The following is a 14,970-nucleotide window of genomic DNA, read 5'->3' as shown; positions in this document are numbered from 1 at the left end:
ATTGCGCTATTTTTCATTCTTGTAAAAGAATCAATCGCTGTATTCTTTACATACCTAAATCGGCGATTTACAGGTTATCGGTATCTGACCTCGCGTCGCATATCCTCGAACCCGCATTTCCGAGGGAGAAAGAAGCCCTTGCCTCCAAACAAAGCCACCGCTGCTGCCGCCCCCCTCACCCGCCCCGCGACGATGGCCGACGTGGCCGCGCGCGTCGGCGTGTCGAAGATGACGGTGTCGCGCGCGCTCAACCGCGGCGCGAGCAGCGACCGCGTGACCTCCGAGGCGCTGCGCCAGCGCATCCTGCAGGCCTGCGAGGAAATGGGCTACGTCATCGACCAGACGGCACGCACCTTCTCCAGCAAGCGTTCGGGCTTCATCGCGGTGCTGATTCCGTCGCTCAACAACTCCAACTTCTCGGAAACCGCGCAGGGCATCACCGCGGCGGTGGAAGCACGCGGCCTGCAGCTGCTGCTGGGCTACACCGACTACCGCGTGGAAACCGAAGAGCGCCTGCTGCGCGCCATGCTCGCGCGCCGGCCCGAAGGCGTGATCCTCACGGGCGGCTCGCACACACCCGCCGCGCGCTCGATGCTGCAGGCCGCCGGCGTGCCGGTGGTCGAGACCTGGGACCTGCCCGCCACGCCCATCGAACACACGGTCGGCCTCTCGAACGCTGAGGCCGCGGCCGCGATGGTGCGGCACCTGCACGGCAAGGGCTACCGGCGCATCGCCTTCATCGGCGGCACCTCGAACCGCGACACGCGCGGCGCGGACCGCCAGCGCGGCTATGCGGAGGCGATCCGCGAACTGGGCCTGCCCGACGGTCGCGTCATCAGCTTCGGCCAACCGCCGATCTCGATGGCGCAAGGCGGCGAAGCGGTGGTGCAGCTGGTGCGGCAGTGGCCCGACGTGGATGCGGTGATCTGCGTGTCCGACCTGTCGGCCTTCGGCGCGCTGATGGAATGCCAGCGCCGCGGCTGGAACGTGCCGGGCCGCATCGCGATCGCCGGCTTCGGCGACTTCGAAGTGGCGCGTGCCTGCCACCCGCGCATCACCACCGTGGCGGTGGATTGCGTGGGCATCGGCAAGGCGGCGGGCGAACTGCTGCTGCGTGTGATCGACGGTGCGCGCGAAGGGCACCGGCCGCCCGCGGAGACGGTGATGATCCCGTTCCGCATCGAGCAGCGCGAAAGCTCCTAGGTACCGGGTTCTTCCAGCGTCAGCGAACGCCGGCAACCAGCCGCGCCTCGCTGCACAGCCGCGCGCCGAAGTCTTCGCAGCGCACGTCGAACCCGTAGGCCGCCGCCCGGCGCAGCGCGAAGGCCGTCACGTCGTGCAGGTAGGTGCGCCCTGGCTTGCGCCCTGCCGCGGCGCGGGCCTCGAAGTCGGCCTGGAAATCGCGTGCCCACTCCTCGTAGAGCCGGTAGCGGTCGCAACGGTTGCCGGGGCAGCCCGCCCGCGCCAGCGCCTGCGCGATGTCGACCAGCGGAACCGTGATGGGCATGTCGTGTCCTTCGCGCATGGCACGGGCTTCGTCAGAACTTGCCGAGCACGTTCAGGAACCACCCCTTGCTGCGGTAGCTCATGTCGGTGAGGTTGTCTGAGTAGTCGGTGAAGTTGTAGCCCACGCCCACCTTCAGGTTCTCGTTGACGTGGTAGTACGCGGCGGTGACCCAGCCGCTCTTGCGGTCCTTGAGTTCCTTGGCGCGCAGCGTGCGCCACTCGAGCATCCAGTCCCAGTTGCGCACCAGCTTCCAGTCGACACGCAGCACGGCAAGCTCTGCCGAGCTCTTGAACCACGGCGACGAGTTGTCGCGGCTCGCGCGCAGTTCGCCGCGGCGCCAGGCGTACTTGCCGCCGAGGGTCCAGCGCGGGTCGATGTCGTAGGTGGCGTCGATCGCGAACACGTGGCTGCGCTGCTGGTAGTCGATGCCGGTGGTCGACACGGTTCCCAGGCTCGAGTCGACCCCGCCCGACACCACCTGGCCCGGCGACGACAGGTCGTACAGGTAGGTGTACTTGAAGAGCAGATTCAGCCGGTCGTTCAGCGCCGGGCGCAGCGCGTAACCGAGCATGGCTTCGGTGTACTTGGCGGCGGCCAGCGTGCCGGTGGTGCTGTCGCTGTCGGCCCAGTTGAACTTGCCGACCCAGCGCGCGTCGTCGTCCACCTTCCAGCTGAAGGAGTTCTTCACCAGCCAGCTGGTGCGCGTCTCGGCCGTGGTGCGGTCCTTGCGGTATTCGAGGCCGCCGCTGTACTTCATGCGCTCGCTCGAATAACCGGTGGTGAAGGCCACGGCCTCGCGGCGCGTGGCGCCCAGGGTCTCGGCGCCGATCCAGCCGTTCTCGAAGTTGACGCCGAAGGTCCAGCGCGTGTCAGGCGCGTACTGCACGCCGTAGGCATGCGTGAGGCCCGGCTGCGCGCCGGTGGCCTGGCGGTGCTCGGTGAACATGGTCAGGCCGTCGCCCACGCGGGAGCGCACACCGGTCACGAGGCTGCCGCCGCGGCCGATGAGGTTCTCGTCGGTGCGGCCGGTGTCGGCCACGTAGGTCATGTAGAGGTTGGAGCGGTCGTCGTACTGGTAGTCGACGCCGGCCTTGCCGGCCAGCCCGCCGTCACCGGTGGAGACCTCGCCGCGCAGCGCGAGCTTGTCGTTGACGCGGTAGCGCCCGCCGAAGCCCAGCCGGTCGTTCTCCAGCCGCGTGCCGGTGCGCCGCAGCGTCTTCTGCGCGAAGCCGTAGGCGCTCCAGCGGTCGCTGCCGGTGTATTCGAGCTGCACGGCCGCGTCGGCGCGCTCGCCCGACACCGCCTGCGTGGTCGGCAGCGACGGGCTGGTGATGAGCGCGTCGCCGGTCTTGTCGTCGTAGCGCAGGCCGAGGCCGAGCTTCCACTCGGGCGACAGGGTCAGGGCGTACTGCGCGTCGAGCACGCTGCTGTTGTAGCCGTCGCGCTCGTCGCGGCGGTCGGCCTTCAGGCGCAGCTCGCCTGCGCCGCTCTGGCCCTTCTCGCCGAAGGGCACGGTGGCCTGCACGCCGGTCTGGCGCGTGGCGTTGCTCGCGTACTGGCCCGGTGCCGAGAAGCCCGCGTCGCGCGACTGCGCGTAGGCGCTCACGCGCCCACCGCCGCGGATGTCGAAGTCGCCCAGGTCGGCCTGGCCTTCGAGGCGCCATGCGTTGGCGTTGCCGGTGGGTCCGTTGCCCAGCGTGTTGCCGATGGCACCGTTGCGCCCCGTGAAGCTGAAGCCGCCGTCCAGCGAGTCGAGCTGGCTGGTGCCCGGGCCCTTGCTGCGCGCGAACTCGCCCTTGAAGTAGGTGTTCTCGGTCTTGCGCAGCGTGATGTCGGTGCCGGCCAGGCGCTGGTCGCCGCCGATCTGGTCCTGCCGCGACGCCGTCACGCCCACGCCCACGTGGTCGTTGGCCCACCACGACACGCGGCCGCCCACGGCGAGCGTGTCGAGCGAGGAAGTCAGCGGCGTGTATTCGTAGTCCACCACCAGGTAGGTCGGCATGCCGGTAAAGCCGCCGGCGCGCACCAGCGAGCCGTCGTCCGACAGGCTGGGCAGCGGCGCCGACAGCAGCACGCGGCCCTGCAGGTAGTCGATCTCGTAGTCGGAACTCGGCACGAGCTGCGTGCGCTTGAGCACGAAGCCGGAGTCGCGGTCGCGGATCTCCAGCGTCACGCGCTCGGCGCCGCGCGTGATGTCCTGGTTGCGCAGGTAGTAGAGCGATCCGCCGGTGCCGCGGAATTCCTCGCGCGCAGCCAGCGTGCCGGGCTCGGCCGCGAAGGCGTCGACCTTCAGGCGCGCTTCGCCGAACGAAGTCGATTCCTCGCCCAGGTAGCGGCCATGAAAGCCGTAGAGGCCGCGGCTCACGCGGGTGAGTTCGGTGTCGCCGAAGTTGAGCTTGAAGTTGCCCCACATGGCCTGCGAGCGGCCGTCGTCCACGCGCAGGTAGAAGCGGCCCTGCGTGGGCGCGTCCTCGATGGTGGTGGAGTCGTCGCCGAAGGTGCTCCACGAATCCTCGGGGTCGAAGCGGCGGAACAGCGAGGTCGGGTCCTTGCGGTCGAGGTTGCGGAACAGCTCCTTCAGCGGGCGCTCTTCGGTGTCGACGCTGGCCGTTAGCGTCCAGCGGTCGTTGAGCTGGCCCTTCGCATAGCCGGCAATGCGACCTTCGCTCCAGCCGCCACCGCCGTAGCGGTTCTTGTCGTTGGTCATGATCGCGGCCGGGCCGCTCACGCTGTTGCTGCCCACGGTGAGGTCGGCCTGGCCCACGAAGAACCAGTCACTCGCAGGCAGTTCGAAGTCGCGGCGGTAGGCACGCGTGGCGCCCTGAGCGTCGGTAACGGCGATCTCGCCGGTCTGCACGCGGCGCGGCACCAGCTGCTGGAACACGAAGCGGCCACTCTCGTCCACCGGCACCGCAAAGCCGAGCGCGCGCACGCTCTCGCCGGGGCGAATGGCCGCGCCGCTGGCGGTAACGGTGCCGGCGCTCAACGGAATGTTGGCGATGGCGATGTTGTTCTGGCCATAGCCGCGCAGCAGCTCGCGCACCGGGTCGGGCGGCGTGCCGGTCTCGGGCTTGTGGCGCTGGGCCAGCGTGAGCGAGAGGTCGTCGGTTTCGTCGAAGCGGCCCTGGCGGTCGTACACGCGCACGCGGTAGTACAGCTTGCCGCTCGCGCCTTCGGCGAGGCGGTTCAGCAGGCCATCGAGCACCTGCCATTCGCCGCGCAATGCGGCGTCCAGCGGCACGGTTGCGACCAGGCGGCGCTGCATCACGTCGTTGGCGGTGAACACGCGCAGTTCTGCCTTGCTGGTGAACAGCAGGTAGTTGCTGTAGCCGGCGAAGCGCACGGTGTCGCCCGCCACCACGGTGGTGGGCCATGCGCTGGCGCTCAGGCGGCGCGGTTGCGAGAGGTTGTCGTACTGCAGGCGCAGCTGGTTGCGCTCCAGCTGCACGTCGACGCAACGCTGGCGGTCGGCACTCGTCGTGCCTTCGGCGGACGGGAGCTTGCCGTCTGCGGACAGCAGCTGGCCGTCCACGCTCAGGCGCAGCGGTGCGTCGTCGGTGCCGAAGGCGGTGAAGGTGCGGCACACGCCGAGGTCGGCTGGTGCGGGTGCCGGCGCAACGACAGCATCGCGCCAGTACACGCGCACTTCCACGCGCCGGTTGGCGGCCCAATTGCCGGGGTCAGTTGCAGGCGTGGCCACGGGTGCATCGGGGCCGCGCGACGTGGCGGAGGCCGCGGCTTCCGGCAGGCCCAGGCGCTGCGTGAGGTAGCGACCGGCCTGCTGCGCGCGGGCCAGGCCCAGCGCGTGGTTGTCGGCAAAGCGCTCGCGCGACTTCGCACTCAGGGGCTGCGTGTCGGTGTGGCCGACGATCTCGAAGCGCAGGCCGTCGCGGCCCCTCACCTGGTCGGCGATGCGGTCGAGCTGCGCGCGGTCGGCTGGCAGCAGGCCATCTGCGCCGGAATCGAAATGCGGCGTGCTGGTGTTGCTGCGTTCGGCGGGCGATGCGGCCACGGCGGCCGTCGCCGCGCGGGGCTCGACCGCATCGCCGAGCACGAAGGTGGCCTTGGGCAGCTCGCGCTCGCTGCTGCGCGGCAGGCGGCGTGCGCCGTCGATGTCCACGGCGCGCGGGTCGGCCGTGGCCTGGTCGAGCATGCGGCCGCGCACGGCGGTCTCCTGTGCGGCGGCCAGCCCCATGTTCAGGCAGGCGGCGGTCACGGCGCCTGCAAGGGCCATGCGCTTCGGAAGCGTCTTTCTTCTTCTCATGTCGGCTCGCTGGATCGGGTTCGGTGTCTGTGGGCGGGTCATGGCTTCGCCTCGTCCGAGGCGGCGGTGGCGGGCACCAGCTCGACCTCGATGTCCAGGTTGAAAAGCGGCGGCTCGTTGCGCCCGGCGCGTTGTTCGCCGAGCTGCTTCCAGCGCGCGAGCACCGCGGCCTTCACCGCGTCCGTGCGCTGGCGGCCCAGCGATGCGGGCTCGCCCTGCGCGGCCTTGTAGGCCAGCCGCAGCACTGCCGTCTTTTCGGCCAGCACGCTCACGGTGCGGTCGAGCTCGCCCGCGAAGCCGGCGCGCAGCGCGCTGTTGCCGTCTTCGAAGGCCGCGCCCTGCAGCGCGAGGCGCACCACGCGGTGCACGGTGGCGCCGAAGTTGATCTTCAGCACCTTGCCGCGCGTGGCGCGCTCGGCCGCCGGGTTCTCGCTGGTGGTGCGATAGCCCGAGGGCAGCGTGCGCTCGTCGAGCTTGAGCACCAGGTTGCTGCCGGTGCCTTCCTTCGGAATGGCGGCGCAGGCGATGTGGTAGCGGCCTTCGGCGTCGGTGGTGGCCAGCACGCCGTTGACCGTTGCGATGCGCACGTTGGCAAGGCCGGGTTCGCCGTCGTCCTGGTAACCGTTGGCGTTCTTGTCGTCGTAGACCTTGCCGATCACGTCGGTGCAGTCGAACAGCGCATCGGGCACCACGCGCACGGTGGCCGTGGCAAGGTTCGACAGCGTGCGGCCGCCCACGCCCTGCAGGGCGACGACCTGGTTGACGAACTCGCCCTCGCCCACGCCGACCCCCACGCCCGCGACCATCAGGTATTCCTTGGTCTCGTTGGGCGCGAAGTTCTGGCCGGGCACCACGACCTGGCGGCCGTTGATCTGCGGCACCACCGGCAGCGCCACGCCGCCGGGCATGGTGCGCACGGTGAGCGAGCCCTGGATGTAGCGGAAGCCCGGCGGCAGCGTGTCGACCACGGCCACGCCCGGCACGGGGTTGCCGCGCGTGTTGCGCGCCGTGATGCGGTAAGGCAGCAGTTCGCCCTTCTTCACGGTGAGCTTCGATGTCGTCTTGCGCAGCTCGATGAGCGTGGCGTCCGACGGGTCGAGCGGGATGTTGTTGGCCACCACGTGCTGGCCGCCGCCGCCCGGCATCTTGAACATCAGGTAGTAGCCCGCGCCGGTGACCAGCGCCGCGCCGGGGCTCACCACGCAGGGGTTGGTCTGCGCGGGTGCCGGGCCGTTGGCGGGCGCCGCGCACGACTGCGTGCCCAGCGCACCGGCCGCGGCCGGGTACATCGACGACGGCAGGTAGGCGCCCGGCGGCGTGATGGCCAGGCGGTAGTCGCCGGCCGGTGCGCCCGGCAGCAGGAAGAAGTCGTAGTAGCCGTTGGGGCCGGTCGTGTAGGTGTCGCGCCCGTCCAGCAGGTGCTGCGCGGGGTCGAAGCCGGGCGGGCCGACCAGGCGCACCACGGCGCCCGGCACCGGCGTGCCGCTGACGCTGTCGTACACCACGCCGCCCGGGTCGTACGGCAGGTCCTGCTTCTGCACGTTGGCGCCCGCGTTCACGCGCACCTTGATGGTGAAGCGCGGATCGCTCGCGGCGGGCGTGGGATACGGGCCGCTCGCGCCGTTCTGCGACGCATCGGTCGGCCATACGCCGCCCACGACGCGGCCGTCGGGCGCGCGGAAGCGCACGCGGTATTCGCCGGGCACGAGGTCGCCGAAGCGGTAGCTGCCGTTGGCGCTCGTGGTCACGGTGTAGAGCACGGTGGCCGCGGTTTCCGCGCAGGCGTTGCCGCCGTCGGCGCAGCGCAGCAGCTCGACCGTCCAGCCTTCGCCCTGGCCTTCGCCCGACTCGCGGGTGCGGTTGTGGTTCTGGTCGAACCACACGGTGCCGGTGAGCGAGGCGGGCTGGTTGCTGTGCTCGTTGAAGTCGTAGCCGGTGCCGTGGGCGTCCAGGCCGGTGAAGTTCACGCGGATCTGGTTCGGTCCCTGCGCGGTGCCGCCCAGCGTGCCGGGCACGGCAATGCCTTCGTCGTAGCCCGTGGGCTGCGTCTCGGTGACGGTGTAGCCGCCGCTGCCGGGCAACGGCAGGCCGGGCAGTTCGTAGCGGCCGTTGGCGTCGGTGACGGCGGTGCGCGTCACCGGCTGGCCCGCGGCATCGGTGCCGGTGAGCGTGATGGTCACGCCCGGGATCGGCAAGTCTTGCGGCTCGCGCGTGCCGTTGCGGTTGGCGTCGTTGTAGACGGTGCCCGCCAGCGATGCGCCGCGTTCGCCGAAGTTGTAGTTGTCGCCGTTGCCGCCGCGGTACGCGATGGCGCCGATGACGTCGTTGCCCAGCGTGCCGCTGGCCGCGCCCTCGAGCGTGCCCACGGCGTCGAGGCCGTCGGCATACGTCACGGGCTGCGTCTCGCGGATGGTGTAGCCCGCGGCGTCGGCCGGCAGCAGGCCGGTGAAGACGTAGCGGCCGCTGGCGTCGGTGACCACGGTGGCGTTCACCACCAGGCCGCTGGCCGAGCGGCCGGTGAGCGTGAGCGTCACGCCGGGAATGCCGACCTCGGTGGGCTGGCGAACGCCGTCGTTGTTGGTGTCGACGTACACCCAGCCGGCGATCTGGCCGCCGCGCTCGCCGAAGTTGTAGTCGATGCCCACGTCTTCCGAGACCAGTGCGAGGCCGCCGAAGCGGTCGTTGGTGCCGCCGGGGTTGACGGTGCCGCGCGCGGCGCCGCCAACAGTGCCGAGCGACTCGGGGCCGTCGGCCACGCCGGCGGGTTGCGTCTCGTCGATCTGGTAGGTGCCGGGCGTCAGCGCGTCGACCAGGTAGCGGCCGTCGGCAGCGGTCTGCACCGTGCGATCGACGGCGTTGCCCTGGAAGTCGGTGCCGGTGACGCGCACGGTGGTGCCGGCGATGCCGGGCTCGCCGCTGTCCTTGGTGCCGTTGGACGGCGCCACGTCGGCGTACACGTAGCCCGAGAGGCTCGCGGGCTTCACCGCCGAGAAGTTGTTGCCGGCCGAGCCCGAGCCCGCGGCGCCAAGCACGATGTTCTGGATGACGTTGGCCGTCGAGCCGTTGGGGCCGTTGGTCACGCCGGTGCCGCCGGTCGGCACGGCGCCGGGCGTGCTGCCCGCGCCGCTGACGTTGCCGGCGCGCGTGATGCCGGGCAGGTAGCCCGTGGGCCGCGTCTCGGTCACGGTGTAGCTGCCGGGCGCGAGGTTCGGAAAGCTGTAGTCGCCGCTGGCGTCGGTGGTGGTGGTGCGCGACACCGTCTGGCCGTTGACGTCGGTGCCCGTGAGCGTGATCGTCACGCCCGCCAGGCCCGGCTCGGTGGCCGGCGCGCCCTGCGCGCCGCTGCCGTCGCGGTCGTAGTACACGCGGCCCGAGATGCCGCCGGGCAGCAGCTCGCCGAACCAGTATTCGCCCTGCGTGGTCGGCACGCTGGTGCCCGAGACGGTCACGCTGGTGATGACGTTGCCGCCGCCTTGCGGCGTGCCGGGTTGGCCGTTGTTGTTGGCCTTGCCCGGCGCGTAGTTGGCCGGCTGCGTCTCGGTGATGGTGTAGCCGCCCGCGCCCGACGGGGGCACGTTGCGGAACTCGTAGCTGCCGACCGTGCCGGTGGGCACGGCCAGGATGTTCACCGCGTTGCCCGCGGCGTCGGTGCCCGTGAGGCGCAGCTCGACGTTCGGGATGCCGGTGTCGCCGGCCTGCGGCACGCCGTCGTTGTTGGCGTCGACGAACACGCGCGTCGTGATACGGGTGAGCAGCTCGCCGAAGTCGTAGCCGGTACCCGTGACGTTGGAGCGCAGCGCGATCGCGCTCACCACGTCGTTGCCTGCGGTGCCGCCGGCGGTGCCGGCCGCGTCGCTGCCGTCGGCGAAGGCTGCGGGCTGTGTTTCAGTCAGCGTGTAGCTGCCGGGCGTGAGGTTGTTGAAGGCATAGTTGCCGGTGGTCGTGGCCGTGGTGGTTGTCAGCGACACCGGGTTGCCGAACATGTCGGTGCCGGTGAGCGTGACGGTCACGCCGGCGATGCCGGGGTCGCCCGCGCTGGCGGCGTTGTTGTAGTCGGCGTCCTGGTAGACGCGGCCGGCCAGGCTGGATGCGCGTACCTCGCCGAAGTTGTTGGCCGTGGAAGCGCCGCCCGTGCCGAGCACGATGTTGTCGATGCGGTTGGCATTGGAGCCGTTCGGGCCGTTGCTGGTGCCGGGCGGCACCGTGCCTACCGTGCTGCCCACGCCGCTGACGGTGCCCGCGCGCGTGATGCCGGGCTGGTAGGCCGCTGGCTGGTCTTCCACCACGCTGTAGGTGCCCGCGGGCACGGTGAAGCCCCAGTTGCCGTTGGCGTCGGTGGTGGTGGTCATGACGACCGCGTTGCCCGAGCTGTCGGTGCCGCTCAACCGCATGGTCACGCCGGCGATGCCGGGTTCGCCGCTGTCGATCAGGCCGTTGCCGTTCAGGTCTTCATACACGCGGCCGGACAGCGCGCTGTTCTGCACCGTGATCTGTCCGTCGTTGAAGTTGTTGCCGGCGTCCGGATCGGCACCGCCGTTGGTGTCGCCCGAGCCGGTAGTGACGATGTGCGCGCGGTTCGTGAGCACGGTGCCGTTGGCCGGCGCGGCGCCGCTGAAGCGCACCGGAATGCGCACGGTGGCCGTGCCGTTGGCCGGCATCGAGGTGATGGCGCAACTCACGGCCGTGCCGCCGGCAACGCCGGTGCAGGTGGGCGCGGCGGGCGTGAAGGCGCCGCTCGTGACGGTGAACACCGGCGTGCCCGTCAGCACCAGCGGCGCGGGCAGCGTGTCGGTGAAGCTGGTGGTCTCGGCGCTATCGGGGCCGTTGTTGCGCAGCTGCACGAGCCAGTCGAAGGTCTGGGCCGACGACACGGTGGCCAGCGGCGTGGCGGTGCCGGTCGTGACGGCGGCCTTGGAGACCACCTGTACGTCGGCCTTGAAGCGGAAGGTGGTGTTCTCTGCCACCGCGTTGTTGCCCTGCACGGTGTCGAAGGCATTGCGCGTGGCGTCGAAGAAGTCGACCTTCGCGTTGTTCTGGAAAGTGCCGCGCGACGTGCCCCTGAGCACCACGCGGAACTGCAGCGAACTGAGCTCGCCGGTGGACGTGGGGCCCGTGCCGCCCAGCGTCGGGATGGTGAACACGATCTGCCCGCCGGCCGAGCCGATGGCTGCGCCGCCGGCCAGCGCGAAGCTGGTGCCCGTCGGGGCATTCGACGGAATACTCACCGACACCAGCGCGGGCGGTGTCTCGCCGCCTGGGCCGGGCAGCGGCAGCGTGTCGATCAGGCGCACGTCTTCCGCCGTCGACGCGCTGTTGTTCGACACGGTGATGGTGTAGCCCACGTCGTCGCCCACGTTCACCGGGTCGGCGTCGTCGCGCTTGGTCACGACCAGGTCGTACACCGGCGCGGTGACGGTCGCGGGCACGGCGGCGTCGTTGTTGGTGGTGAGCAGCTCGGGCGTGTCGGTGGCAACGTGCGCGCCGTTGGTCACCGCAGTGCCGTTGAGCGCGTACAGCGGCCGCACGCGCACCGTGACGGTCTGCTGCACGTTGCGGTTGAGCGAGCTCCAGCTGCACACGAGCTGGTTGTTGGTGGTGCCGGTGCCCGTGGGCTGCGTGGTGACCGGTGTCGTACCGCAAGTGCCTCCGCCGGAGGCGACGGCCGTGAGGAACATCAGGTTGGCCGGCAACGTGTCGGCCACGCTCACGGCGTATGCACGGCTCAGGCTGTCCGGTACGTTCCGGTTGACGACGGTCAGTGTGTAGGTGAGCAGCTGGCCGACCGGCACCGAGGCCGGGCTGGCCGACTTGGTGACCGTCACGTCGCTGCGCGCCACGAGGTAGGCAATGGTGCTGCCGTCGTTGTTGGCCAGGTTCGGATCGGCCGGCGTGACCGCCAGCGCGTTCGCCGTGTTGTTGATTTCGAAGCCGTGGTCGGTGGCCGAGCGGCCGTCGCCGTAGTGCGACGCGACGACGCGTATCACCGGGCACAGCGGCAGCGCGCTGACGGCGTCGGTGCTCGCGCGGCATACCGGCAGGGTCGACAGCGTGCAGTTGGACAGCGATGCCTGGCCGAAGCCGCCTCCGTTGGCCGGCAGCGCGCAGGAGCCTGCGAAGGTGCCGCCGTTGGCGGTCTGCGTGACGTTGCCGGCGCCGATCACCTGCGCGAAGGCGTCGGTGACGACCACGTTCTGCGCTTCGGAAGGCCCGGTGTTGACCACCTCGATTTCCCACGTGACGGGCTGGCCCGCGATCTGGCGGTTGCCGGCGCTGTCGCCGATGCCCACCACGCGCTTGAGCACTTTCACGTCAGCGGCGGTGGCGACGTCGTCCACGCCGGTGCCGAGGTTCACGCAGTCGTTGCCGGTGTTGGCGTCCGGGTCGGTGCCGAGCGTGGGCGCGCTCGCGGGCAACGCCACGTTCACGCACATCCTGTTGACGATCTGGCCGCCGCCCGACGGCAGCGCCGGGATGGTGGCGTTCACGATGATGTAGCCGCCGTTGCGCGCGCTGGCACCGTTCGACAGGTCGACATCGATGTCGGCGGCGAGCGTGCGCGTGCAGGTCACGGTCGCGGGGCCGGGCACCGGCGTGGCGGGCGTCGGGACGACGGTGGTGCCGCCCTGGGTCACCGTGCAGGTGTAGCCGTCGCGCTGCGTGACGCTGTTGATCTGCACGCCGGCCGGCAGGTCGTCCACCAGCTGGATGGTGCTGCCCGCCAGCAGGCGCGTGCTGCCGAGGTTGGTGCTGCCGACCTGGTAGTCGAAGGCCTGGCCCAGCGGCACGTTGTTCTGCGGCCAGCCGCGTCGCTTGTCGGCGCGGAAGTCGGTGGCGGAGACCGCCACGTCGGCGGGCACGCTGCCCGTGGCCGAGTTGGCGATGGGCCCGGTCGCGCTCACGGTGGCCTGGTTGACGACGCCGGTGCCGGCAGACGAGGCGATCACGGGGATGAGGATGTCGCCGAGCGCCACGTTGGCGTCGCCGGTGCCGCCGATGTCGGTGCGCGTGCAGCTGACCGTCTGGCCGCCGACGGAGCAGGTCCAGCCGCCGCCCGCGGAGAACGGCTGGATCGTGAAGTTGGCCGGTAGCGTGTCGCTCAGCGTGACGCCCGTGGGAGCGGTGCCGCTGAAGCTCGGGCTCAGGCGGAAGTTGAAGCGCTGCCCCACCAGCAGCTGGCCGCCGTCATGGCTCTTGGCGAGCGCGAGCACGTAGCCCGCCGTCACGGTGGTGTTGGCGGTGGCGCTGTTGTTGGTGGAAACGCCATCGCCGATCGAACCCGCCGACGCCACGGCCGGCTGGTGCGTGATGGTGGAGCCGGCGCCCGCGGTGACCACGCCGTTGACGGTGAAGGTGCGCGTGTTGCTGCCCGTGGTGGCCGGCGTGGCCGGCACGTTGCAGGTCAGCAGGCTGCCGCTGATCGAGCAGCCCGAAGGCAGGCCGGAGCCCGAGACCGACAACCCCGTGGGAATGGAATAGGTCAGCGTCGAGCCCGAGCTGGTGTCGGGGCCGTTGTTGGTGAGCGTGAAGACGATCGGCACCGTGCTGCCGCTCGGCGCGGTGGCCGGTGCGTTGATGGCCACCGACACGTCGGCGCCCTGGTTCACCGTGATGATCTTGGTTTCGCTCGAGCTGCCCCCGCTGATCGCGGCGGTGACGCTCAGCGTGCCCTGGACGGTGGTGCGCAGCAGTACCTGGAAATCGCGCAACTGGTTCGCACCCAACGTGATGCCCGAGCAGGTCAGCGTGCCCGGGCCGGCCGCGCCTACGACCACGTCGGCCGAACAGCTGCCCACGGGAACCGTGCCGGTACCCATGTAGATGGTGTTCGCGGGGATCGTGTAGGTGAAGGAGGCGCCCGGCGCGCCGATCGGCAGGCTGTCGGTCTCGGCGATGGTGATGGTGCTGGTCACCGTGCCGCCGGCGGGAAGGATGTCGGGCGAATGGACAAGGCTCGACACCTGCGGCACGGCATGCGCGGCCGCGGCGAACAACAGCCCCGCCAGAGGCGCTGCCACGCGCGTCAGGCAGCGGCGCAAGCGCGCTGCGTTGGAAGGCACGTCGCGACGCGCCGACGCGTGCGACAGATTCGTTGGGGTCCTGAACATCCCGTCCCTCGTGATTGCTCTGATGGACCGGGCACCGTTTCTTTTGTCGCCGCTCGATGCGGCGGGGTGCTCCGGAAAGGGCGCGATTCTTGGACCCCACTCACCGGTGCACTTTTGGCATTCAGGACAAAAGCTTTGCTGTTAATGACATTTGTTTACGAATGCAACATAATGTGAACTAAATCACACAGCGTTTCGGCGACGCACTCCTACGCTCGACGTCCATGTCCTACTGGTCGACCACGCCACCCCGGCGCGCGCACATCCTCGTCATCGACGACAACGTCGAAGAACTGCAGTTGCTGCTGGGAGTACTGCGCGGAGCCGGGCACCGCATCAGCCTGGCGTTCAACGCGCTGGAGGGCTACCGCAGGGCCACGGCGCTGCAGCCCGACCTGATACTGCTGGACGTGCGCATGGGCGCCACCGACGGCTTCGCGACCTGCCGGCTGCTGAAAGCCGACCGCGCGACGACACGCATTCCTGTGATCTTCGTGACCTCGTCGAGCTCGGTGCAAGAGCGGCTCACCGGCCTGCGCGAAGGCGCGGTCGACTACATCCTGAAGCCCTTCGAACCCGCGGAAGTGCTGGCGCGCGTGGCCGTACACCTTGCGCTGTCAAGCAGCCGGCAGCAGGCGCAGGCCTGCATCGCGCAGGCCGAGAGCGCAGTGGAAAACGCGAAACGGGAACGCGGCACCGACACCCAGGGCGCCGACCACACCGACCGCGTGCTCGCGCAGGCCGTCGAGCGCCTGGTGCGCGCCGACCTGGCGAACGTGCCCACCCTGCCCGAGTTGGCGGCGCGCGTGGGCACGCACGAAAAGCGGCTGTCGCGCGTGTTCCGCGAACAGACGGGCCGCACGGTCTTCGAGTTCGCACGCGAGGCGCGCCTCGCCGAGGCGCAGCGGCTGCTCGCGGAGTCGGCGCTCAGCGTGGAAGAAGTCGCGCTGGCCGTGGGCTTCTCCAGCGCGGCCAACTTCTCGACCGCGTTCCGCGAGCGCTTCGGCCGCACGCCCACGGCGTTTCGCCAGGCGCCTGCCGCCTCGACCTCTCCGCCATCGGTGCCGTCGGCCTGATGCGGCGTTGAGAAGGCG

Annotated in this window: 5 protein-coding genes; 2 read left to right on the top strand and 3 right to left on the bottom strand. The window is 70.3% G+C overall.

The annotated features are described in order from the left end of the window. Positions 1-192 precede the first annotated feature (192 nt). Positions 193-1,203 carry a LacI family DNA-binding transcriptional regulator gene (locus BLV60_RS28115; RefSeq protein WP_093058594.1) on the top strand — a complete coding sequence of 337 codons (1,011 nt, stop codon included), beginning with the start codon at positions 193-195 and terminating at the stop codon, positions 1,201-1,203. Positions 1,204-1,222: 19 nt separating this feature from the next. Here BLV60_RS28115 and BLV60_RS28110 read toward each other — a convergent pair whose 3' ends face one another. From BLV60_RS28110 to BLV60_RS28100, 3 genes are read right to left on the bottom strand one after another with little or no spacing between them, the layout of a single operon-like run. Further along, positions 1,223-1,507, bottom strand: coding sequence for a hypothetical protein (locus BLV60_RS28110; RefSeq protein ID WP_143042651.1), 285 nt, complete (start codon positions 1,505-1,507; stop codon positions 1,223-1,225). Between the two features lie 31 nt (positions 1,508-1,538). Continuing rightward, positions 1,539-5,813, bottom strand: a complete 4,275-nt coding sequence (locus tag BLV60_RS28105; protein ID WP_093058592.1) for an OmpA family protein — start codon at positions 5,811-5,813, stop codon at positions 1,539-1,541. Beyond that, positions 5,810-13,876, bottom strand: a complete 8,067-nt coding sequence (locus tag BLV60_RS28100) for an SdrD B-like domain-containing protein (protein ID WP_093058591.1) — start codon at positions 13,874-13,876, stop codon at positions 5,810-5,812. The genes BLV60_RS28105 and BLV60_RS28100 overlap by 4 nt, the downstream gene beginning before the upstream one ends. Positions 13,877-14,100: 224 nt before the next feature. Here BLV60_RS28100 and BLV60_RS28095 point away from each other — a divergent pair, with 224 nt between their 5' ends. After that, positions 14,101-14,952 carry a response regulator transcription factor gene (locus tag BLV60_RS28095; RefSeq protein WP_093058590.1) on the top strand — a complete coding sequence of 284 codons (852 nt, stop codon included), beginning with the start codon at positions 14,101-14,103 and terminating at the stop codon, positions 14,950-14,952. Positions 14,953-14,970 lie beyond the last annotated feature (18 nt).

The sequence above is a fragment of the Variovorax sp. YR634 genome (assembly GCF_900106655.1).
GTDB lineage: Bacteria > Pseudomonadota > Gammaproteobacteria > Burkholderiales > Burkholderiaceae_C > Variovorax.
The sequence above is the reverse complement of the archived record's forward strand: the minus strand, read 5'-3'. Positions and strand labels throughout refer to the sequence as shown.